This window comes from Hydrogenophaga sp., assembly GCF_011772445.1.
Classification (GTDB): Bacteria; Pseudomonadota; Gammaproteobacteria; order Burkholderiales; family Burkholderiaceae_C; genus Hydrogenophaga.
In genome coordinates this window covers 84,148-103,264 of record NZ_WVZN01000044.1, presented here as the reverse complement: position 1 = coordinate 103,264, position 19,117 = coordinate 84,148, and the positions used below count along the sequence as shown (strand labels likewise).

21 protein-coding genes are annotated in these 19,117 nt (G+C 68.5%); 4 read left to right on the top strand and 17 right to left on the bottom strand.

The features are described 5' to 3' along the window. Positions 1 to 39: 39 nt before the first annotated feature. From GTO19_RS17635 to GTO19_RS17610, 6 genes are all read right to left on the bottom strand, one after another. Positions 40 to 2,400: a hypothetical protein gene (locus GTO19_RS17635; RefSeq protein ID WP_291020387.1), complete on the bottom strand. Its 2,361-nt coding sequence runs from the start codon at positions 2,398 to 2,400 to the stop codon at positions 40 to 42. Positions 2,401 to 2,445: 45 nt separating this feature from the next. Then, positions 2,446 to 4,860, bottom strand: coding sequence for a hypothetical protein (locus tag GTO19_RS17630; RefSeq protein ID WP_291020385.1), 2,415 nt, complete (start codon positions 4,858 to 4,860; stop codon positions 2,446 to 2,448). Positions 4,861 to 5,141: 281 nt separating this feature from the next. Next, positions 5,142 to 6,164 carry an NAD(P)H-dependent glycerol-3-phosphate dehydrogenase gene (locus tag GTO19_RS17625; protein ID WP_291020383.1) on the bottom strand — a complete coding sequence of 341 codons (1,023 nt, stop codon included), beginning with the start codon at positions 6,162 to 6,164 and terminating at the stop codon, positions 5,142 to 5,144. A 10-nt stretch (positions 6,165 to 6,174) separates the two neighbouring features. Further along, on the bottom strand, positions 6,175 to 6,633 hold the full coding sequence (gene secB / locus GTO19_RS17620) for a protein-export chaperone SecB (protein ID WP_291020381.1): 459 nt from the start codon (positions 6,631 to 6,633) through the stop codon (positions 6,175 to 6,177). Between the two features lie 104 nt (positions 6,634 to 6,737). Next, positions 6,738 to 6,998 (bottom strand): glutaredoxin 3, encoded by a 261-nt coding sequence (gene grxC, locus GTO19_RS17615; protein WP_291020379.1) that lies wholly within the window; start codon positions 6,996 to 6,998, stop codon positions 6,738 to 6,740. Positions 6,999 to 7,029: 31 nt separating this feature from the next. Next, entirely contained in the window at positions 7,030 to 7,440 is a 411-nt protein-coding gene (locus tag GTO19_RS17610) for a rhodanese-like domain-containing protein (protein WP_291020377.1), read from the bottom strand. A gap of 82 nt (positions 7,441 to 7,522) precedes the next feature. Between GTO19_RS17610 and gpmA the strand changes: the two genes are divergently transcribed. The 3 genes from gpmA (at position 7,523) to GTO19_RS17595 (ending at position 10,701) form a co-directional block, all read left to right on the top strand. Next, positions 7,523 to 8,266: a 2,3-diphosphoglycerate-dependent phosphoglycerate mutase gene (gene gpmA, locus GTO19_RS17605; protein ID WP_291020375.1), complete on the top strand. Its 744-nt coding sequence runs from the start codon at positions 7,523 to 7,525 to the stop codon at positions 8,264 to 8,266. 141 nt (positions 8,267 to 8,407) lie between these two features. Continuing rightward, entirely contained in the window at positions 8,408 to 9,886 is a 1,479-nt protein-coding gene (locus tag GTO19_RS17600) for a S41 family peptidase (RefSeq protein ID WP_291020373.1), read from the top strand. 47 nt (positions 9,887 to 9,933) lie between these two features. Further along, positions 9,934 to 10,701 (top strand): molybdopterin-synthase adenylyltransferase MoeB, encoded by a 768-nt coding sequence (locus GTO19_RS17595; protein ID WP_291020371.1) that lies wholly within the window; start codon positions 9,934 to 9,936, stop codon positions 10,699 to 10,701. On the opposite strand, the gene GTO19_RS17590 is transcribed toward GTO19_RS17595, so the two are convergent. The 8 genes from GTO19_RS17590 to folE form a co-directional block, all read right to left on the bottom strand. Beyond that, positions 10,687 to 11,214 (bottom strand): thermonuclease family protein, encoded by a 528-nt coding sequence (locus tag GTO19_RS17590; RefSeq protein WP_291020369.1) that lies wholly within the window; start codon positions 11,212 to 11,214, stop codon positions 10,687 to 10,689. The two genes, GTO19_RS17595 and GTO19_RS17590, sit on opposite strands and share 15 nt — an antisense overlap. Further along, complete coding sequence (locus tag GTO19_RS17585) at positions 11,214 to 11,435, bottom strand: hypothetical protein (protein WP_291020367.1); 222 nt, start codon at positions 11,433 to 11,435, stop codon at positions 11,214 to 11,216. Before GTO19_RS17585 ends, GTO19_RS17590 begins: the two co-directional genes overlap by 1 nt. A gap of 110 nt (positions 11,436 to 11,545) precedes the next feature. Then, positions 11,546 to 12,016, bottom strand: coding sequence for a DM13 domain-containing protein (locus tag GTO19_RS17580; protein WP_291020366.1), 471 nt, complete (start codon positions 12,014 to 12,016; stop codon positions 11,546 to 11,548). Positions 12,017 to 12,063: 47 nt separating this feature from the next. After that, entirely contained in the window at positions 12,064 to 12,567 is a 504-nt protein-coding gene (locus GTO19_RS17575; RefSeq protein ID WP_291020364.1) for a 6,7-dimethyl-8-ribityllumazine synthase, read from the bottom strand. Between the two features lies 1 nt (position 12,568). Beyond that, a complete protein-coding gene (locus GTO19_RS17570) occupies positions 12,569 to 13,402 on the bottom strand; it encodes a DUF429 domain-containing protein (protein ID WP_291020362.1) in 834 nt (277 codons plus the stop codon). Positions 13,403 to 13,412: 10 nt separating this feature from the next. Beyond that, positions 13,413 to 14,294 (bottom strand): EamA family transporter, encoded by an 882-nt coding sequence (locus GTO19_RS17565; protein WP_291020360.1) that lies wholly within the window; start codon positions 14,292 to 14,294, stop codon positions 13,413 to 13,415. A gap of 4 nt (positions 14,295 to 14,298) precedes the next feature. After that, a complete protein-coding gene (locus GTO19_RS17560; RefSeq protein WP_009520410.1) occupies positions 14,299 to 14,721 on the bottom strand; it encodes a BLUF domain-containing protein in 423 nt (140 codons plus the stop codon). A gap of 25 nt (positions 14,722 to 14,746) precedes the next feature. Further along, positions 14,747 to 15,475, bottom strand: a complete 729-nt coding sequence (gene folE, locus GTO19_RS17555; RefSeq protein WP_291020357.1) for a GTP cyclohydrolase I — start codon at positions 15,473 to 15,475, stop codon at positions 14,747 to 14,749. Positions 15,476 to 15,577: 102 nt separating this feature from the next. Here folE and GTO19_RS17550 point away from each other — a divergent pair, with 102 nt between their 5' ends. Continuing rightward, positions 15,578 to 16,366: a hypothetical protein gene (locus tag GTO19_RS17550; RefSeq protein WP_291020355.1), complete on the top strand. Its 789-nt coding sequence runs from the start codon at positions 15,578 to 15,580 to the stop codon at positions 16,364 to 16,366. 25 nt (positions 16,367 to 16,391) lie between these two features. Here GTO19_RS17550 and GTO19_RS17545 read toward each other — a convergent pair whose 3' ends face one another. The 3 genes from GTO19_RS17545 to ftsZ all read right to left on the bottom strand — a co-directional run bounded on the left by GTO19_RS17545 (position 16,392) and on the right by ftsZ (position 19,115). Further along, entirely contained in the window at positions 16,392 to 16,568 is a 177-nt protein-coding gene (locus tag GTO19_RS17545; RefSeq protein ID WP_009520413.1) for a hypothetical protein, read from the bottom strand. Between the two features lie 13 nt (positions 16,569 to 16,581). Continuing rightward, positions 16,582 to 17,505 (bottom strand): UDP-3-O-acyl-N-acetylglucosamine deacetylase, encoded by a 924-nt coding sequence (gene lpxC, locus GTO19_RS17540; RefSeq protein ID WP_291020353.1) that lies wholly within the window; start codon positions 17,503 to 17,505, stop codon positions 16,582 to 16,584. Positions 17,506 to 17,900: 395 nt separating this feature from the next. Continuing rightward, the gene (ftsZ, locus tag GTO19_RS17535) at positions 17,901 to 19,115 is read right to left on the bottom strand and encodes a cell division protein FtsZ (RefSeq protein WP_291020351.1); all 1,215 of its coding nucleotides are present in this window, start codon (positions 19,113 to 19,115) and stop codon (positions 17,901 to 17,903) included. Positions 19,116 to 19,117: the final 2 nt, after the last annotated feature.

Below are 19,117 nucleotides of genomic sequence, written 5' to 3'. Positions count from 1 at the left end.
CAGCACCCGCCCGTAAACCTGGCGGGCCCGCTGTGCCAGTCAGTACCCGATGCCTTCGAGCACCTCCGCCGGAGCGCCCGCCGCCTGCAGCTGTTGCCGCCACGCCGCCAGTGAGACCCAGGCCTCCTTCACCGGCACCTGATCGCCAACCACGCCGCGGTACTGGTCCAGGCATTGCTTGCACAGCGCTGGCAGGCACGCGCGGATCGCGTCGGGCACCTCCTGCCCGCGTCCATACAGCTTGACGGTGAGGGCCGACAACATCTGCGCGGCGACGGGGGCAGGGAACACCTCGCACGCCAGGACCAATCGATCCAGGCACGCCTGCTGGCCGTCGTCCGTCAGATGGGCGCTGGCCGAGCTGAGCGGATCCCAGACCAGATCAGCAAGCATCCAGGGGCTGTCGCGGCAGACCCGCGGAAGGCGGTCCAGCACCCAGAACAGGAAGTCCAGGTGGAACACGCCCTGCCGCCCCGCCAGCCCGAGCGCCGCCGCGAAGTCTTCGGGCCCGCCCGCCTGACGCATCAAGGCCATCAAGCGCTTGCGCAGGGTCTTCGGCCCCACCGCACCCGCATGGGTCAGGTCAGCGTCCAGATCGGCCAGGGCCTGTTGAAATCCCGGGCTGTCGCCGGTGCCAGGCGCCGGCCAGGCGTGCAAGGGGGGGCCGGACAGCGTCTCCCATTGCGATGCCGCCGCCTGCATCGGCTTCGCCAGCGCCGGGTAGAGCCTCTGCCAGAGGCCCAGGCCATTGGCGCGCCTTGCCTCAGGGATGCTGGGATCGAGGCAAAAGTCGCACAGCAGCGCCCACTGCAGGCAGTCCCCTTTCTCGTCAAAGGCGAGGGGCCGGAGCAGCAAGGACTCACGCACCTCGACATCCAGGGTCTGGAAGGTCCAGCGCAGCAGATCGCCGGGCAGGCGACGGAAGAGGGTGAGCACCGGCAGGCCTGCGTCGTGGGGCCAGTACGTGTCCAGTTCGACCAGGAACCCGCGCAGGGCAGCCGCGGCGAAGTTCCACCATTTTTCCGATGCGACGAGGCAGCCGTGTTCGGTCACGGACGCCTGGTGCGTGGCGGCGATGAGCCAAAGCGTCGACAGGCTCCCATTGAAGGAGGAAAGGCGCGCCCTCAGGCATTGAAGGTCTCGCCACCGCTGACCGTCCGACAGCTTGTGGAATTCCAGCTGGTACTTGCGGGCGGGGCTCTGGCTCCACGGTTTGGGCTTGGCCGCGCTCACAAGCGATAGGCAGTGTGCTGGCGCGTAGGCGCCGAGATGAAGCTCGATGTCAAGGCAAGGAATACTTTCTTCGGCGCCAGCCCGCCAGGCCTGGAGCACCGCCTGGAAGTCGTGCGCCGACTCCCGGCCCTCGTAAGCCAGGCACAGGACCTGGCCCAGCACGTCGGCCACCATCCCCTGACCGAAATCCAGCCACAACCAGTCCAGTTGTCTGGCAGCAGCAAACAGCGACGCCATCGCCGTGGATACCTCACCGACATCGGACGACGTCAGACCAATCACACAGGCCAATTGCTTCAGGTGCTGCGCCAGATGCGTCATCTCTGCGGACAACTGCACCTGTTCTTTCCGCGTGAATTGGTTGAGCGGGCGCTCCCGCAGACGGCCACAGGTACCGATGCACAGCCGCTGGAAGCCCTCAATGGCCTCCTGCGCCGAAGCCGGCAGGCGATCGACGCGGGTCCACGGCCACCGGTGCGCCAGGTCCACCCGTGGGGCGAGTTCGTGCTGGAACGTCTGGCACACCGGCATCAGCGTCGCCGCGTGCGCCCGCACCGACGGCAGGAAGTGCGCCTGGCCCGGCTCGGGGATGACCCAATGAAGGATGGTTCGGCGCAATTCCTCTGGCAGCGCGAAAAACGGGAACACCTCCGTGGACGCCGAGCCGGCGTGGTCCAGTGGCCAGTCCGCGGGCTTGAACGCTCTCGGGAACGGCCCCGTGAACATGGTCAAGCGGACCCTGTCGACGCCCAGCAGGCGCAGGAACATGTCCTGCAATTCCGCTTCGATGGCGGGGGGACAGGCACGGCGCAAACGGTCCAGCAAAGCCAACTGGTCGCCGCGTGGCAAAGCGCCGGCCCACTTCAGGCAGTGCCGCATCACGCTCTCGGCCGCCTGGGAAGAGGTGTGCTGGAAGATCCCGGGTAGATGCTCGACCGCCGCGAACAGAAACGCACGGCTGACCGGCTTTTTGAGACAGGCGTCCCCGTGCTCGAGCTCGGCCAGCAGCTCCTGCGTCCGGGCCTGGGCCACCGCGTCCGGCAGCGCCAGGACCTGCAGGTCGATGGCGTCTTCGTTTTCAGCCGGCGCCTGGGGCACCCGGTGATGCAAACGCCGGAAGGCGGGTTCGGAGAACGAGCGTGTCAGTCGCGGGTGGGATCGATTCATGGTGCAAGGGCGTGTTGTGGACCAGCGCGCCTGCCGGGCAGACGTTCAATCGCTGTCCGTGCCGTCAGCGGCAGGCCGAATGGCGCGATCGCGGAATTCGGAGAGTGCTTCGCCGATGAGCGCCGCGTCGACGATCCCATCCGTCTTGTCAAACTCAGCGTCGAGGCGTTGGAGCGCTTCCTCAGCCAAGGTCCAGCCCTTCGTCATGCGCATGTCGTGAAAGTGCGCCTCCAGCACTTTGAGCTGCTCGACGCGCAATCTCTGAAGCAGGGTCACCGAGAAGCCCGCCTCGCCACATTGCTGACGCAGAACCAGACACATCCACAGGGCTGTGGGCAGGGGGAGGAGCACACTCGCCTCGGAGAATGCCGTCAGCAACTCCAGTTGGTCGTCTTCAGGGAAGCTCTGGATGGCCGCCAGGCACACCTGCAACGGACCCGGCATGGCCGGGTCGTCTTCGCAGATGAGGGGCATCCAATCGAGCACCTGAAGCCAAAAGTCCTTGTGGATCGGCTTGGGCAGCTGCTGCTCCGCCAATGCAAGCACCTGGTCGATATCCGCGGCACCGGTCGCCCGAAACAACAACTGCGTCAACCACGCCCGCAACTGGCTGTCGCTCCACATGCCCAGCGCCAAGAGCGACCGGACCTCGCTGATGCCAGCCTGGAATCTTTCGCCCCCCTGGGCGCGCCGGAACACGTACTCGTCACTGGGCTCCTGAGGTGGTACCACCCACTGGAGCGCGAGCGCACCCCAACCGGAGACCGCTTCGGGTTCCTGCGCCGCCACCCACCATCGCAAGAACGCCATGCGGCTGTCCGGATCGATGGCCTCATCCAGGCAGTAGTCGCACAACAGCGGCAATTGCAGACACCCTCCGCTCCCGGAGAACACCGCTGGCCGCCGAAGCAGGGCTTGGCGCAGCGTCGGCTCCAACACCGTGAACGCCTGGCGCAACAGCTTCAGGGGAACGTGCTCGAACACGGCGACCGGCACGGGGGCCTGGCGCGGCAAGGCCTTGTGCAAATGCCACAAAAACTGCGCCACCTCGGTTTGCGCGTAGTCCCACCACGAAGCCGATTCGACGAGACCACAAGCCTTCGCCTCGGATGCCTGGTGCGTCTTGCCTATCAGTTGCAGCCACGACAGGGATGTGCCGCCAAGAAGCGACCTCAGAGACCTGAGGGCGCCAAAGCCCTGCGCTGGCGACAGGATGTCCAGAATTTTTGCGTACAAGAACCCGGGTGGCTCGTTCTCCTGGAGCGCCGCCTTCCTCCGCCGATCGAACGCGTCTCGGACATCCGCGGGCGCACAAGCCTCGACATGAAGCCATATGCCATTGAAGAAGCTGGCTTCGACGCTCCAGTTGTCGATGCACTTCAGCAGCGTCGCCAGCAGTGCGCCGAAATGCGATGCGTCCGCTGCTGCCAGACACACCATCTGCGCAAAGGTGTCGGGCAGATCGTGGAGGTAGTTCGGCCCCTTTTCGTGTTCGCGGATCCCGTCGAACAGCGCCGTCATTGCGGCACCCATCTGCTCGGCGTTCTGCAGCTGGCATACCGCCCAGGCCATCTTGTGGGTTTCGCTCCGCATGGAGTTGACCAATGCGTTCCACTTTGACTGCTCGACAGCATTCGTCTCCGATGGCCAGCATTGCTGCAAGGGTTCAAAAATGCGGCGAGCCATGACGGCCACCCACCCGAGGACGGACGCACGCGGGGACGCCTTCAACCGGGAGGCATCACACCAGTAGTGGGGCAATGTTTCCTCGAAAGACTGCAGCAACGGGGCTGCAAGGGCGTTGATCCCCTTGCAAACGCTCATCAACCCCTTGCCATACCTCTGCACGGACACCAGGTCCTCCAAGACCCACGCAAGGATGACCCGTTGCACGTCCTGCGGCAGTTTCGTGAACGGGGACTCGGGCGCGAGCGGGAGGTTTCCGCCAACGCGTGAGGAAGCGGCAGCGACATCGCCGCACAGCGGGCCGACACCGAAGGCCATGGTCAACCGCATCAGCGCCTGAGGCGAGACAGCGCCGACATTGACCCCCAGCAGGCGAAGCAGCATCCACTTCAGCCCGGATTCAACAGGCTTGGGCAAAGGCACGCAGACTTGGCGGAACCGCTCCAGCAGATGCCACCAATCGCCATCGGCGTGTGAACCGGCCCAGCTCAGGCACTGTCGTAGCAGCCGTTCCGCGGCACCCGGGGACAGGCGTTGGTAGGCGTGTGGCACGAAATCCAGCGTGGCGAGCAGCACACGCATGGCGACAGGCCTCGCCAGCGTCCCATGCGCCGCCTTCAACAACACCAGCAGGTCATCCTGGTCGCCCACGAGGACGGCGAATTGCAACAGGCACAGCCATTGGCTGTGCACGTCGTCTGCCGAGTAGGCGTCAGCGAACGCAGAGAAGTGGTTCAGGCCGCGCTCGAACGCCTCGCGCGTGTCCAGGGACATGTCGTCCCGGGACACCGCTGGCACGAAGATCCGTGGCGCCGGATCGGCAGACTGCGATACACGATGATCGGAGAGACGCGCAGGCGCTGATGTCGAACGCAGGCGACCGGAGGGGTGCATGGCTAAGAGTTGACCGTTGCAATGGCGGCGTTAAGTGCTGCCACCAGGCGCCAGGTTCCGGCGCCTGGCCGACGTCAAAGCCCCGTGATCTGCGGGCCGCTGGGCGCCGCCACCGCGCGCGTCGCCGACGGCTCGATGCCATCGACCCGTGCGCCGATTGCCTAGAGCCCTTCGGTCTTGGGGTCACGCCCCATCAGCGCGGCGACCGCCTCATCGGGCCGCAGCCGCCCTTCGAGCAGTTCCACCACCGCCTCGGTGATGGGCATGTCCACCCCGAGCTGGCGCGCGCGCTGCGCCACGGTGTGCGCGCTGTACACGCCCTCGGCCACGTGACCCAGCGAGGCCACCGCCTCGTCCAGCGTCTGCCCCTTGGCCAGCAGTCGTCCCACCTGCCGGTTGCGCGAAAGGTCGCCGGTGGCGGTCAGCACCAGGTCGCCCAGACCCGACAGCCCCATGAAGGTCTCGGCGCGCGCGCCCAGGGCCAGGCCCAGGCGCGTCATCTCCGCCAGGCCGCGCGTGATCAGCGCGGCGCGTGCGTTCAGGCCCAGGTTGAGCCCATCGCACAGACCCGTGGCGATGGCCAGCACGTTCTTCACCGCGCCCCCCACCTCGACGCCGGGCACGTCGTCGTTGGCGTACACGCGCAGTGTGGGGCCGTGGAAAGCGGCCACCAGGGCGTCGCGGACCTCGGCGTGTGCACTCGCCGCCACCAGGGCGGTGGGCTGGCCGCGCGCCACCTCCTGAGCGAAGCTCGGGCCGCTGAGCACGCCGGTGCTCACGCCGGGCGCCACGGCAGCGGCGATCTCGTGACCCAGCAGGCCGGGCGCGCCGGGCGAGGCGGCGCGTTCGAAGCCCTTGCACAGCCAGGCCACGGGTACCGCCAGGCCGCGCAGTTCGTTCAACCAGCTCCGCAGCGCCGCCATGGGTGTGGCCACGATGACCAGGTCGGCGTCGGCCACCCAGGGTGCGGCCTCGCCGGACACCACGCGCAAGCCCTCGGGCAGGGCCAGGCCCGGCAGGTAGCGCCGGTTCTCGCGCTCGCGGTCGATCGCGATGGCCTGCGCCGGGTCGCGCGCCCACAGGCTCACGCGGGTGGATCCGTGTCGCGCGGCCGAGATGGCCAGCGCCGTGCCCCAGGCGCCGGCGCCCAGCACCACGGTGTGCGAGGGAGAGGCGAAACCCATCCGCCGGGGGTCAGGTGATGATGCGCGGCGCCTCGGCCGTGTCCTGGCCGGCCTGCTGCTGCTCGTACATGGCCTGGAAGTTGATTTCGGCCAGGTGCACCGGCGGGAAGCCGGCGCGCTGGATCAGGTCGGCCACGTTGCCGCGCAGGTAGGGATAGACGATCTGCGGGCAGGCGATGCCCATGATCGGGCCCATCTGCTCGTCGGGCAGGTTGCGGATCTCGAAGATGCCGGCTTGCCGGGCCTCGACCAGGAAAACGGTCTTGTCCTTGATCTTGGTGGTGACGGTGGCGGTGACGCGCACCTCGAACACGCCCTCGGCCACGGGCTGGGCGTCCACGCCGAGCTGGATGTCCACCGTGGGTTGCTCCTGCTCGAGCAGGATGGCCGGCGAGTTGGGCTGCTCCAGCGAGGCCTCTTTCAGGTAGATGCGCTGGATCTGGAAAACGGGCGTGTCGGTGTCGGCCATGGTGCGTCTCGGGTGTGTCGGGAAATGAAAAAGCCCGCCGGGGAGAACCCTCAGCGGGCGCAACGGCGGATTATGTCAGCCGCCCATGACAGATTGGCAGCGCTTCAGGCCGCCTGCAGCAGCGGCACCAGGCCGCCGCGCGCGTCCAGCGCGTGCAGGTCGTCGCTGCCGCCCACGTGGGTGTCGCCGATGAAGATCTGCGGCACGCTGGTGCGCCCGGCCAGTTGCGTCATGCGGGCCCGCAAGTCGGGCCGGCCGTCCACCACGATCTCCTCGTAGTCCGTGACGCCGCGGGCCTGCAGCAGGGCCTTGGCGCGGTGGCAGTAGGGGCAGTAATCGCTGGAGTAGATGGTGACCTTGGACATACGCGTGCTCGCCGGGGCAAAACCTGAATGATCAGGCTTTCTCCACCGGCAGGCCGGCGGTGCGCCAGGCACCCATGCCGCCGGTCAGGGATTGGGCGTTTTCGTAGCCCAGCTTCTTGGCCACCGCCACGCCGCGGTTGGCGCGCGCGCCGTTCGGGCAGACGAAGATCAGCGGCAGGGCCTTGTTCTTGACCACGGCGGGCAGCTTGGTTTCCAGCTCGTCCAGCGGCACGTTCTTCGCGCCGACGATGTGGCCCTCGGCGAATTCCTTGGCCTCGGAGACGTCGATCACGACCGCCTTCTGGCGGTTCATCAACGTCACGGCGTCGTTGGCGTTGAGGGTGCCGGTTCTGCCGCCGGCCTTGACGGCCGGCCACACCAGCAGGGCGCCCGAGACGAACGCCACGGCGATCAGGACCCAGTTCTCGATGAAGAAGCTCACGGTGATACCTTGGTGGGAAAGGCCGCGATTCTAAAATGCGCGGTTTCCGACCTTTCCGGCGCCCGCCGCCCCGCACTCCGCCATGCACAAGCTCGTCCTGATCCGCCACGGCGAATCCACCTGGAACCTCGAAAACCGATTCACCGGCTGGACCGACGTGGACCTCACCCCCACCGGCGTGGCGCAGGCCCGGGAAGCCGCCCGCCTGCTCAAGGCCGAGGGCTACGATTTCGACATCGCATACACCAGCGTGCTCAAACGGGCCATTCACACCCTGTGGCACGTGCTGGACGGCATGGACCGCACCTGGTTGCCCGTGGTCAAGAACTGGCGGCTGAACGAGCGGCACTACGGCGCCCTGCAGGGCTTGAACAAGGCCGACATGGCCGCCAAATACGGCGATGAGCAGGTGCTGGTCTGGCGCCGCAGCTACGACACCCCTCCGCCCGCGCTGGAGGCGAGCGACCCGCGCAGCGAGCGCAGCGACCGCCGCTACGCCCGCCTCAAGCCCGAGGAAGTGCCGCTGACCGAATGCCTGAAGGACACCGTGGCCCGCGTCATGCCCTTCTGGAACGAGGCGCTCGCGCCAGCCATCCAGTCGGGCAAGCGCGTGGTGGTGGCCGCGCACGGCAACAGCATTCGCGCCCTCGTGAAGTACCTGGACGGCATCTCGGACGCCGACATCGTGGGGCTGAACATCCCCAACGGCATTCCGCTGGTGTACGAACTGGACGCGCAGCTCAGGCCGATCCGCCACTACTACCTGGGCGACGCCGAGGCCGCCGCCAAGGCCGCCGCCGCGGTGGCGAATCAGGGTAAAGCCTGAGTCCCCGGGCCCGCACCCGCCGGGGCGTGCAAAACCGCCGCCGGCCGGCGGGGAACCCTCACGAAGGCCCATTCTCCAAGGTGTATATTGGCCCGCCGCAGGGTCAAGGGCCCTTGTTGGGCAGATTGCAAAGGTGATTCCATGACGAAGCGGGTCGGATCCAGGCTCAGGACCGTTGGCTGGGTGGCCATTGGCGCGGTGGCGGGTGCTCTCACCACGGTGCAACTGCAGGCGGTGGCGCGCAACACGCTCAACCCCCTGCCGCTGGAAGAGCTCCAGCAACTGGCCGCCGTGTTCGGCATGGTCAAGACGGACTATGTGGAGCCGGTGGACGAGAAAAAGCTCATCTCGGACGCCATCTCGGGCATGGTCGCCAGCCTCGACCCGCACTCCCAGTACTTCGACAAGAAGTCCTTCAAGGAATTTCGCGAGGGCACCAGCGGCCGCTTCGTGGGCGTGGGCATCGAGATCACCATGGAAGACGGACTGGTCAAGGTGGTCTCGCCCATCGAGGACTCGCCCGCTTTCCGCGCCGGCCTCAAGAGCGGCGACCTGATCACCCGCATCGACGACACCGCCGTCAAGGGCCTGGACATCAACCAGGCGGTCAAGCTCATGCGCGGCGAGCCGCGCACCAAGGTGCTGCTGAGCATCCTGCGCAAGGACGAGGACCGCAGCTTCACCGTCACCATCACGCGCGAAGAGATCAAGACCGTCAGCGTCAAGTCGCGCACGATCGAACCGGGCTATTCCTGGGTGCGTGTCTCGCAGTTCCAGGAGCGCACCATGGAGGACTTCACGCGCAAGCTGGAAGATCTCTACCGCGCCGATCCGAACATGAAGGGTCTGGTGCTCGACCTGCGCAACGACCCGGGCGGCCTGCTCGACGCGGCCGTGGGTCTGTCGGCCGTGTTCCTGCCCGAGAACGTGACCGTGGTGTCCACCAACGGCCAGCTCGCCGAGAGCCAGTTCATCTACAAGGCCATTCCGCAGCATTACCTGCGCCGTGGCGGCAACGACCCGATCCGCCGCCTGACCGAGAACACCAAGGGCTTCTACAAGCGCGTGCCGATGGTGGTGCTGGTCAACGAAGGCTCGGCCTCGGCCAGCGAAATCGTGGCCGGCGCCCTGCAGGACCACAAGCGCGCCACGATCATGGGCAGCCAGACCTTCGGCAAGGGCTCGGTGCAGACCGTTCGCCCGCTGGGCCCCGACACCGGCCTCAAGCTCACCACCGCGCGCTACTACACGCCCTCGGGCGTGTCCATCCAGGGCAAGGGCATCGTGCCCAACGTGATGGTGGACGAAACCGCCGACGGCAACCTGTTTGCCGCGCTGCGCACGCGCGAGGCCGATCTGAACAACAGCCTCGGGAGCACCCCGCACGGCCCCATGACGGACGCTCAGCGGGAAGCCGAGCAGAAGCGCGAGGAAGCCCGTGAGGCGGCGCGCAGAAAGCTCGAAGAGGAAGCCCGCAAGAACCCCGGCCAGCGCCTGGTGCCCGAGTTCGGCAGCGACAAGGACTTCCAGCTCATGCAGGCCCTCAACCAGCTCAAGGGTCAGCCGGTGGTGATCAGCAAGTCGCAGACCGTGCGCACCGAAGAGAAGAAAGAGAACTGAGCCCCGCAGGCCGCGTGCCGGCCTGCCCTTCCCTCGCGCGAGACCGCGTGAACGACGCCCAACTGCTGCGCTACTCGCGCCACATCCTGCTCGACGAACTCGGTGTCGAAGGCCAGGAGCGCCTGCTGGCCTCGCACGCGCTGCTCATCGGAGCGGGCGGCCTGGGCTCTCCGGTGGCGCTCTACCTGGGCAGCGCGGGCGTGGGCCGCATCACCGTGATCGATCACGACACGGTCGACGAAACCAACCTGCAGCGCCAGATCGCACACAACCTGGCGCGCGTGGGCCGGCCGAAGGCCGACTCCGTGCGCGAGGCCATCGCCGCCATCAACCCCGACGTGCAGGTCAACGCCATTCGCCAGCGCGCCGACGACGCCTTGCTCGACGCACTGGTGCCGACGGCCGACGTGGTGATCGACGGCTGCGACAACTTCGCCACGCGCCAGATGGTCAACCGCGCCTGTGTGCGCCACCGCAAACCGCTGGTGTCGGGTGCGGCCATCCGCCTCGATGGCCAAGTCGGCGTGTTCGATGCGCGCCAGCCCGAGGCCCCCTGCTACGCCTGCGTGTTCCCGCCCGACGCGGCCGTGGACGAGGTGCGCTGCGCCACCATGGGCGTGTTTGCCCCGCTGGTGGGCATCGTGGGCACCATGCAAGCGGCCGAGGCGCTGAAGATCCTCTCGGGCCTGGGTTCGCGGCTCACCAGCCGCCTGCTCATGGTCGACGGCCGCGACCTGGCTTTTCACGAGGTCGCGCTCCAGCGCGATCCGGCCTGCCCGGTCTGCGGGTCAGGCCACGGCTCAGCGGGCCACTGAGGCCGGCGCGGGCCAGGGCGGCTCGCAAGGTCCATGGCGGCGTCGGAAGTCGCGCGGCGTCTCGGGCGCTTCTCCTGTCGCCCATAGGCCGCGGCGCGCATCGCGTGCGCGGTCCTCATCCTTCCCATAGACCCCCTGCCCCCGCCAACGCGAGGCCCAGGCCCAGCCGGTGCGCACCAGCCAGGCGTTCACGTCCTCACCCTCACGCTCGATGACCACCAGCCCCCGGCCATAGCTGTCGTGGGCGCGCTCGCGCACGGTCACGGCCTGTGCCAGCAGCCGCGCCGCCAGGGCATCACGCGCGGCCACACCCATGGCCTGGCAGATTTCGGGGGCGTCCACGCCGTCCAGCCGCAGCTTGCGCCAACGCCCGCCCGTGTCGGGCTGCACCCACACGGTGTCGGCGTCGAACACGCGCATCACGCGCGCCGCGTACACCGACTCGTCGGCCCCAGACGACGCGGTGACGCCGACCAGCAGCGCGCCGGCCGCCACCCCCGCCAGGCGCCGCATCAGCCCTTGCGGCCGCCCATGACCAACAGCACCACGCCCACCGCGATGGCGCCAATGCCCGCCCACACGGGCACGTTGATGGTTTCCTTCTGCTTCACCGAGAGTTCGACCGGGCCGAGCTTCACGGCCTCGGTGTCCTTGGTGTAGCTGAAGCCGCCCATGACGAGGCCGATGGCCCCCGCCACGATGAGGACGATACCGACGACTTTGGCGAGATTCATGGTGGCTCCGTTACCGCGTTGGGAAGGCCCGATGATGCACCAGCCCGGGGCCGGCGCCGGACCGGCGTGCGGCGACGACACCCCCGGCGACGCCGCCTGATAGACGCATGTCACCGGTACCGCGCGGCCGTGATGAACTGCTGGAAGGTTTCACACCAGACGATCACCGTGTTGTAGCGCGCCGGCTCCACGCCAGGTGCAAGTTCGACAATGAAATTCTCGAAGGTCTTGACCGGGCCCACTTGCTGCATGCGCGGTTTCAGACGCGCGAAGTCGGCCTCGGTTTCCACGAACTCGGGCGACAGGTAGAGCCGGTAATCGGGGCCCGGCGCGAGCCGGCCACGCAGGGTGATGCGCGTGGCGCCCACGCTGACCTCGCCCTCGCCCCAGTGCAGCGGGTCGCTGTCCTTCAGGTCGCGACGGAACAGGCCGGTGAACAGCGCCCCTTCACTGGCCTGGCCGACCTGCTGCGCGTCGGGCGCCGCGGGTGCGACCAGCAGCGGCAGCGTGTAAATGCCGGCGGCGAAGCCCAGGGCGAGCACCAGGCCATGGGACAGCGTCAGCCAGAGGAAACGTTTCATCGCGACTCCTGTCGGTACGTCCGTCGGTCGCCGTGGGCACCGGCTTCTTACCGCCGTCCGTCCAGGCCGCGCAGGCTGGCCACCGTGCTCAGCAGCGCCTGTGCGGCCTCGGTGCCCTTGGCGCCGAAGTGCTGCTGCAGGAACTTGCGGTGCTCCACGTGTTCGTGGAAGTGGTGTGGCGCCTGCACCGCGCAGATCACGGGCACGCCGGTCTTCAGTTGCACGTCCATCAGCGCGCGCACCACGGTGTCGGCGACGAAGTCGTGCCGGTACACGCCGCCATCGACCACCAGCGCGCTGCCCACCACGGCCGCGTAGCGCCCCGATTGCGCCAGGCGCTGCACGTGCAGCGGGATCTCGAAGGCGCCAGCGACGTCGAACACGTCGATGGTCTCGGGGCCGAAGCCGGCGCGCGCCATCTCGGCGAAGAAGGCGTCGCGCGAGCGCTGGACGATGTCGGCGTGCCAGGAGGCCTCGACGAAGGCGAAGCGCAGATCGCGCGGCAACGGGGGCGGGTCGATGAGGGGGGGTGCTTCGGCCATGTCGGGCATTCTAGGAGCCGACGATCCAGCCTTCGAGCGGGTCGAACGCCGGCAGCCCCCAGCGCGCATCGCCCGCGCGCTGGCATTGCAGGGCCCAGGCAGCCTGCAGCAGGCACAGCACCGCGTCGAGGCGATCGCCGCTGGCGTCGTCGGCCAGGTCGTCGCGCTGCGCGTGCGTGAGCCGAAGGCGCAGGCCCGCGGTCTGCAGCAGCGGTGCCTGGCCGTTCTCCAGCGCGTTGATGAGGGTCTTGCGCGCGATCAGGCGCTCGCCGGTCTGCTTCGCCCTGTCGTCGCTCTTGTAGGAGGTGGCACCCAGCACGCTGCGCGCCAGCAGGCCCGGGTACGCCTCCAGTGCCACGCGCTGGGGGTCGCCGTCCAGCAGGCCGGGCAGGTGCACGCCAGCGGCGATCAGGCGTGGCACGCCCGCGTGCATCATGAAGGCCACCGGTGGGTTGACCCACTTCATGCTCGGGCTGGAGCCGGCCGGGCCGTCGGTGGCGCGGTGCGCGAACTTGCCGCCCGCGGGTCGGGCCTGGCAGAACGCCGCGAAGGCCTCGCGGATGGCCGCGCGCGGCAAAGCGGCGTAGTGCGACATGCAGCCACGCCAGTCCAGGGGCCAGCCCAGGGCCTGAACGAGTTCGCGCGGCAGACCGAAGGGCAGGTCGAAGCCGCCCACCCAGGGGCCGGGCGCGCGCAGCCGTTCGGCCCAGGCGTCCAGCGACTCGAAGCGCTCGATGCCGCCGAGCACCACGCGGCCCCGCTCCGCGCGGCCCACCGCCAGCACGATGGGCTTGCGCCGCGTGGGCGCGCTGGTGAAATCGCAGCCGAGCAGCGTGAAGTCCATGCCCCGCTTCTCAGGCCAGGGCCAGCGCCGCCACGCCCAGCCCGATGCACAACGCCCCGAGCAGGCGCACGCCGCGGTCACCCTCGCGCAGCAAGTGCCCGCCGATCAGCGCGGCGAACAGCATGGACACTTCGCGCGCGGGCGCCACATGCGACAGCGGCGCGCGCTGCATGGCGAACAGCACCAGCACGTAGGCCACCGGGCTGAACACCGCCACCAGCAGCGCGTGGCGCCACTGCAGCCGCCACAGGCGCCAGGCCTCGGCGCGGTCGCGCAGCACGCGCGGCGAGAACAGCACCAGGCGCACCAGGTTGCCCATGTAGTCCAGCACGATGGGCGACACCAGCAACACCTTGACCGTGTAGCCATCCACCACCGAATAGGCCGCGATGGACAGGCCAGTGAGCGCGCCGTAGTACAAGCCGCGGTGCACGCGCTCGCGCGCCGCCGGGTCGTGCGCCGCGCGCCACAGGCCGGGCCCGCCGGCGATGAGAAACACCCCGCCCACCACCGCCGCGATGCCCGCCGCGCCGAGTGCGCTGATCCGCTCCCCCAGGAACAGCACCGCCACCAGCGCCGTGATCAGCGGGCCGCTGCCGCGCGCCAGCGGGTACACCACCGTGAGGTCGGCGCGCCGGTAGCCGCGCAGCAGCGTGGTGAAGTAAAAGACATGGATGACGCCGCTGGCCACCACCATGGCCCATTCGGCAGCGCCCCAGCGCGGCAATTCGGTGCGCGCGAACCACCAGCCCACGGGCGCCCAGATGACGGCGATCAGCGCGGAGGAAAACCAGGCGAAGCGCGTGTCGCCGCCCGCGTGCTTGGCGGCGATGTTCCAGCCGGCGTGGATCAGGCCCGCGAGCAGGACGAGCAGGAAGGCGTCGAGCGACACCCGCTCACGCGCGGCCGATGATGCTGGCCGTGGCCATCAGCTCTTCGAGCAGCGCCAGCGAGACCTCGCCCGACACGGCGTACGGGTCCAGCTCGGGGCGCTCGGAGTACTTGAGCACGATGGACGCGTTGAGCTTGGCGAGGTTGACCTGGCCCATGGTCCAGCCGCCGAAACGGCGCTCGGTGATTTCCTGGTAGTGCAGCAGCTCCACGTCCTGGTGGCGCGGGTCGGCCACGATCTGGTTGTAGAGCTGGCTGACGGCCCGGCGACCGCCCTCGATGGCCTGCAGGAAGATGCCGCCGCCGTAGCACAGCACCCCGGTGATGCCGTGGGAGGGATTGTGCTGGCGGGAGGACTCCAGGATGCTGTCGATGGCCTTGGGGTCCTTGTCGACGGCGCGGCTGACATAGAGCAGGCGGACCAGCATGGTGGGCTTCTTTGCGGAAAGTGGTTCAGCGGGGAACGAGGGCCAGGAATTCGCGGCGCAGGTTGGCGTCCTTGAGGAACACGCCGCGCATCACCGAGTTGATCATCTTGCTGTTCATGTCCTTCACGCCGCGCCAGGCCATGCAGTAGTGGCTGGCCTCCATCACGATGGCCAGGCCGTCGGGCTGCGTCTTTTCCTGGATCAGATCGGCGAGCTGGATCACCGCCTCTTCCTGGATCTGCGGACGGCCCATGATCCACTCGGCCAGGCGAGCGTACTTGGACAGCCCGATGACGTTGGTGTGCTCGTTGGGCATGACGCCGATCCACAGCTTGCCGATGACCGGGCAGAAATGGTGGCTGCAGGCGCTGCGCACCGTGATCGGGCCCACGATCATGAGCTCGTTGAGGTGCTCGGCGTTGGGAAATTCGGTGACCGAGGGACCCTTGACGTAGCGGCCCGCGAAGACCTCCTTCAGGTACATCTTGGCCACGCGGCGCGCGGTGTTGCCCGTGTTGTGGTCGCTCTCGGTGTCGATCACCATCGACTCGAGCACACCCTGCATCTTCTCGGTGACCTCGTCGAGCAACTTCTCCAGCTCGCCGGGCTCGATGAACTCGGCGATGTTGTCGTTGGAGTGAAAGCGCTGGCGCGCGGCCTTCAGGCGTTCGCGGATCTTGACGGACACGGGCACGCCTTCGTCGCCGGAAGGCGGCGTGGCCGGGGTCTGGTCAGGGTCGGTCTTCATGAGCATCGGGCATGCTAACACCGGCGCGCATTCCCCCCGGGCGTATGGCCTTGCGCGCCGGAGCAGGATCGGCCCGGGTGGCGCGGGCCACAGCTTCTGGAGCACCCCATGACCCATTGGCGAAATTGCAGCCGGCGGTGGCTGTCGGGCCTCGTTCTGACGGGCGCTCTCGCGGGTTGCATCAACGACGCCTTCGACCCCTGGCTCGGGCCGCGCCGGCCCCGGGAAGGCGCCGAACGCTACCTGGCCACCCGCCCCGACGTCAGCGAATCCGACAAGTACAACTTCCTGCAGCGGCAGCCTATCGCGCCCGAGCTGCTCGCCGATCTGGCCCGGTCGCCCTCGCGGGACACGCGCGCCTACGTGGCCATGAATCCGGCTACCCCGGCCGACACACTCGTCGCGTTGGCGGGCGACCCCGACATCGGCGTGCGCCAGTACACCGCCCCCCACCCCAGCCTGCCCCGGGCCGCACTGCTGCGCCTGTTCGCAGACCCGAGCGCGCTGGTGCGCGACGCTGCCCTGGCCTCACCGGTCTGGCAGGCCGAGGAGCTGTGGACGCTGTACCGTCAGGGGCATGCCGGCGCCGCCATTGCGGGCAACCCCAATGCGCCCGCGGCGCTGCTGATGGCGATCGCGCGCAGCGGCCGGGGGTCGTCGCTGCTGGGCTACCAACTGGCGCGCAGCCCGCAGCTCACACCGGAGATCGAGGCCTTCGTGCTGGCCAGCGGATCCGGCACGGACAAGCTGACGCTGCTGAACAATCCCCGCCTGTCCTGCCCCACGCTGCTGGACCTGGCCAAAGACCCGGAGCCCCACATCGCGCAACGCGCAAGGGAAACCTTCGAGGAGCGCGACGGCGCGGGACGGCGGTGTCGGGTGAAGGGCCGGCCCTGAGAAAGCGTCGTCGGGGCCGGCGCGCTCATAGCAGCCGCTCGAGCGCCAACACCGCGAAGAACCCCAGGGCCGCGATCACCGTCCACTTGAGGATCACCAGGCCCCATTGGCGGTAGCGCGCCTGGCCGGTGCCGATGTAGAACGCGAAACACACGCCCGCTGCGATCAGCAGCAGCAGGACGGTCCAGCGGAACAGCAGCATGCGCTGGCCCGCTTCACCAGGCCGGCGCGACCTGGGCGAAGCCCTGCGGCGCCTCGCGCTCGTTGCTGAAGCTCACGATCTGATAGGACTGCGGCCGCTCCAGCAGCGCGCGCAGCAACTGGTTGTTCATGGCGTGGCCGCTGCGGAAGGCGCTGTAGGCGGCCAGCAGCGGCTTGCCGACGATGTGCAGGTCGCCCATGGCGTCGAGGATCTTGTGCTTGGCGAATTCGTCGCCGTAGCGCAGGCCGTCGGCGTTGAGCACCTTCACGTCGTCCATGACGATGGCGTTGTCCAGCCCGCCGCCCAGCGCCAGGCCGTGGGAGCGCATCATCTCCACGTCCCTGGTGAAGCCGAAGGTGCGGGCGCGCGCGATCTCGCGTGCGTAGTTGCCGCTGCCCAGGTCGAATTCCACGCGCTGGCCGGAGGCGTTCACGGCCGGGTGGTCGAACTCGATTTCGAAGCTGAGCTTGTAGCCGTGGTACGGGTCGAGCCGCGCCCACTTGAGGCCGCGGCCCTCGCCCTCGCGCACCTCGACGGGCTCGACGATGCGGATGAAGCGCTTGGGCGCGTTCTGGGCCACGATGCCGGCGCTTTGCAGCAGGTAGACGAAAGAAGCGGAGGAGCCGTCGAGAATGGGCACCTCTTCGGCGGTGATGTCGATGAGCAGGTTGTCCAGCCCCAGGCCGGCGCAGGCGCTCATGAGGTGCTCGATGGTATGCACCTTGGCGCCGCCGTTGGAGATGGTGGAGGCCAGGCGGGTGTCGCTGACGGCGAGCGCGTTGACGGGGATGTCCACGGGCTCGGGCAGGTCGACGCGCCGGAACACGATGCCGGTGTCGGGGGCGGCGGGACGCAGCGTCAACTCAACGCGCTGACCGCTGTGCAGGCCGACGCCGACCGCCTTGGTCAGGGATTTGAGGGTGCGTTGAGCGAGCATCCTCGGATTGTAGTTTTCACGGCCCCAGAGCATGGTTGCAAATGGCGATGGCCTTAATAGGTTTGGGTTCTCGAAGCGTCTTTCTCCGGAGGGGTCGGTCATCGGCGCTCGGGTGTCCGGCTCCGCGACTGTCCCCCGGAGCGGATCGCTGGCGCGCTCCGCTCCTCCGCCTTTATGTCGCTACGCCGGACACCCGATCACCGACGACCTCGTTGGCACTCGGTCTGTGGGCGCGCCACTGCTTCTTCGGCTCGCGGACGCTGGGTGCCCTGCGTAGCGAAATAAAGGAGGAGCCAAGGGCGCAGCCCTTGGCGGGGGACATTCGCGGAGCAGGGCACCCAGTGGCCGTGAGCCCGCGAGGTGCAGGCTCGCTACCGCCACGAACGCAGACAACCTCAATCCGCCTGCTTACGAAGGAAAGCAGGAATCTCGAAGTCGTCCATCCCCCCCGAAGCCAGCGCGTCCACCTTGGCCGCGGCCTGCGTGCGGTTGGTGCGCCACACGCTGGGCACCGCCATGTGCTGGTAGTCCGGCTGGGCCGAGCCCGCGCCCGGGCCGCCCACGGCCTGGTTCACCGTCGGCACGTTGAACGGCACATCGTCCGTGCCCGTGCGCAGCACCTGCAGCGGCGGCTGGCGGCGCTGCTGGCCCTGGCGCGACAGGCCCGTGGCGACCACGGTCACGCGCATCTCGTCGCCCAGGCTGTCGTCGTAGGCGGCGCCGTAGATCACGTGCGACTCGGCCGAGGCGTAGGCGCGGATGGTGTTCATCGCCAGCTTGGACTCGGCCAGCTTCAGCGAGCCCTTGGCCGCCGTCACCAGCACCAGCACGCCCTTGGCGCCGGACAGGTCGATGCCCTCCAGCAGCGGGCAGGCCACGGCCTGCTCGGCGGCGATGCGCGCGCGGTCGGGGCCGGCCGCGGTGGCGGTGCCCATCATGGCCTTGCCCGGCTCGCCCATCACCGTGCGCACGTCCTCGAAGTCGACGTTGACGTTGCCGTACTCGTTGATGATCTCGGCGATGCCGCCCACGGCGTTCTTCAGCACGTCGTTGGCGTGCGCGAAGGCCTCGTCCTGGGTGATGTCGTCGCCCAGCACCTCCAGCAGCTTCTCGTTGAGCACCACGATCAGCGAGTCCACGTTGGCCTCGAGCTCGGCCAGGCCCTGGTCGGCGTTGACCATGCGGCGCCCCCCTTCCCAGTCGAAGGGCTTGGTGACCACGCCCACCGTGAGGATGCCCATCTCCTTGGCCACGCGCGCGATCACCGGCGCCGCGCCGGTGCCCGTGCCGCCGCCCATGCCGGCGGTGATGAACAGCATGTGCGCGCCCTCGATGGCCTCGCGGATGGCGTCCACCGCGCCCTCGGCGGCCTCGCGGCCCTTCTCGGGCTTGCTGCCCGCGCCCAGGCCGGTGATGCCGAGCTGGATGGTCTTGTGCGACGCGCTGCGGGCCAGGGCCTGGGCGTCGGTGTTGGCGCAGATGAACTCCACGCCCTGCACCTGGCGGGCGATCATGTGCTCGACCGCGTTGCCGCCGCCGCCGCCCACGCCGATGACCTTGATCTGCGTGCCCAGGTTGAATTCTTCAACTTCGATCATTTCGATGCTCATTG

Bases quoted from the DNA above. Each gene is read 5' to 3' on its own strand.
- GTO19_RS17635 (WP_291020387.1), bottom strand. From the start codon at position 2,400: ATGAATCGATCCCACCCGCGACTGACACGCTCGTTCTCCGAACCCGCC.
- GTO19_RS17630 (WP_291020385.1), bottom strand. From the start codon at position 4,860: ATGTCCCTGGACACGCGCGAGGCGTTCGAGCGCGGCCTGAACCACTTC.
- GTO19_RS17625 (WP_291020383.1), bottom strand. From the start codon at position 6,164: ATGGGTTTCGCCTCTCCCTCGCACACCGTGGTGCTGGGCGCCGGCGCC.
- secB (WP_291020381.1), bottom strand. From the start codon at position 6,633: ATGGCCGACACCGACACGCCCGTTTTCCAGATCCAGCGCATCTACCTG.
- grxC (WP_291020379.1), bottom strand. From the start codon at position 6,998: ATGTCCAAGGTCACCATCTACTCCAGCGATTACTGCCCCTACTGCCAC.
- gpmA (WP_291020375.1), top strand. From the start codon at position 7,523: ATGCACAAGCTCGTCCTGATCCGCCACGGCGAATCCACCTGGAACCTC.
- GTO19_RS17600 (WP_291020373.1), top strand. From the start codon at position 8,408: ATGACGAAGCGGGTCGGATCCAGGCTCAGGACCGTTGGCTGGGTGGCC.
- GTO19_RS17590 (WP_291020369.1), bottom strand. From the start codon at position 11,214: ATGCGGCGCCTGGCGGGGGTGGCGGCCGGCGCGCTGCTGGTCGGCGTC.
- GTO19_RS17585 (WP_291020367.1), bottom strand. From the start codon at position 11,435: ATGAATCTCGCCAAAGTCGTCGGTATCGTCCTCATCGTGGCGGGGGCC.
- GTO19_RS17580 (WP_291020366.1), bottom strand. From the start codon at position 12,016: ATGAAACGTTTCCTCTGGCTGACGCTGTCCCATGGCCTGGTGCTCGCC.
- GTO19_RS17575 (WP_291020364.1), bottom strand. From the start codon at position 12,567: ATGCCCGACATGGCCGAAGCACCCCCCCTCATCGACCCGCCCCCGTTG.
- GTO19_RS17570 (WP_291020362.1), bottom strand. From the start codon at position 13,402: ATGGACTTCACGCTGCTCGGCTGCGATTTCACCAGCGCGCCCACGCGG.
- GTO19_RS17560 (WP_009520410.1), bottom strand. From the start codon at position 14,721: ATGCTGGTCCGCCTGCTCTATGTCAGCCGCGCCGTCGACAAGGACCCC.
- folE (WP_291020357.1), bottom strand. From the start codon at position 15,475: ATGCTCATGAAGACCGACCCTGACCAGACCCCGGCCACGCCGCCTTCC.
- GTO19_RS17550 (WP_291020355.1), top strand. From the start codon at position 15,578: ATGACCCATTGGCGAAATTGCAGCCGGCGGTGGCTGTCGGGCCTCGTT.
- GTO19_RS17545 (WP_009520413.1), bottom strand. From the start codon at position 16,568: ATGCTGCTGTTCCGCTGGACCGTCCTGCTGCTGCTGATCGCAGCGGGC.
- lpxC (WP_291020353.1), bottom strand. From the start codon at position 17,505: ATGCTCGCTCAACGCACCCTCAAATCCCTGACCAAGGCGGTCGGCGTC.
- ftsZ (WP_291020351.1), bottom strand. From the start codon at position 19,115: ATGAGCATCGAAATGATCGAAGTTGAAGAATTCAACCTGGGCACGCAG.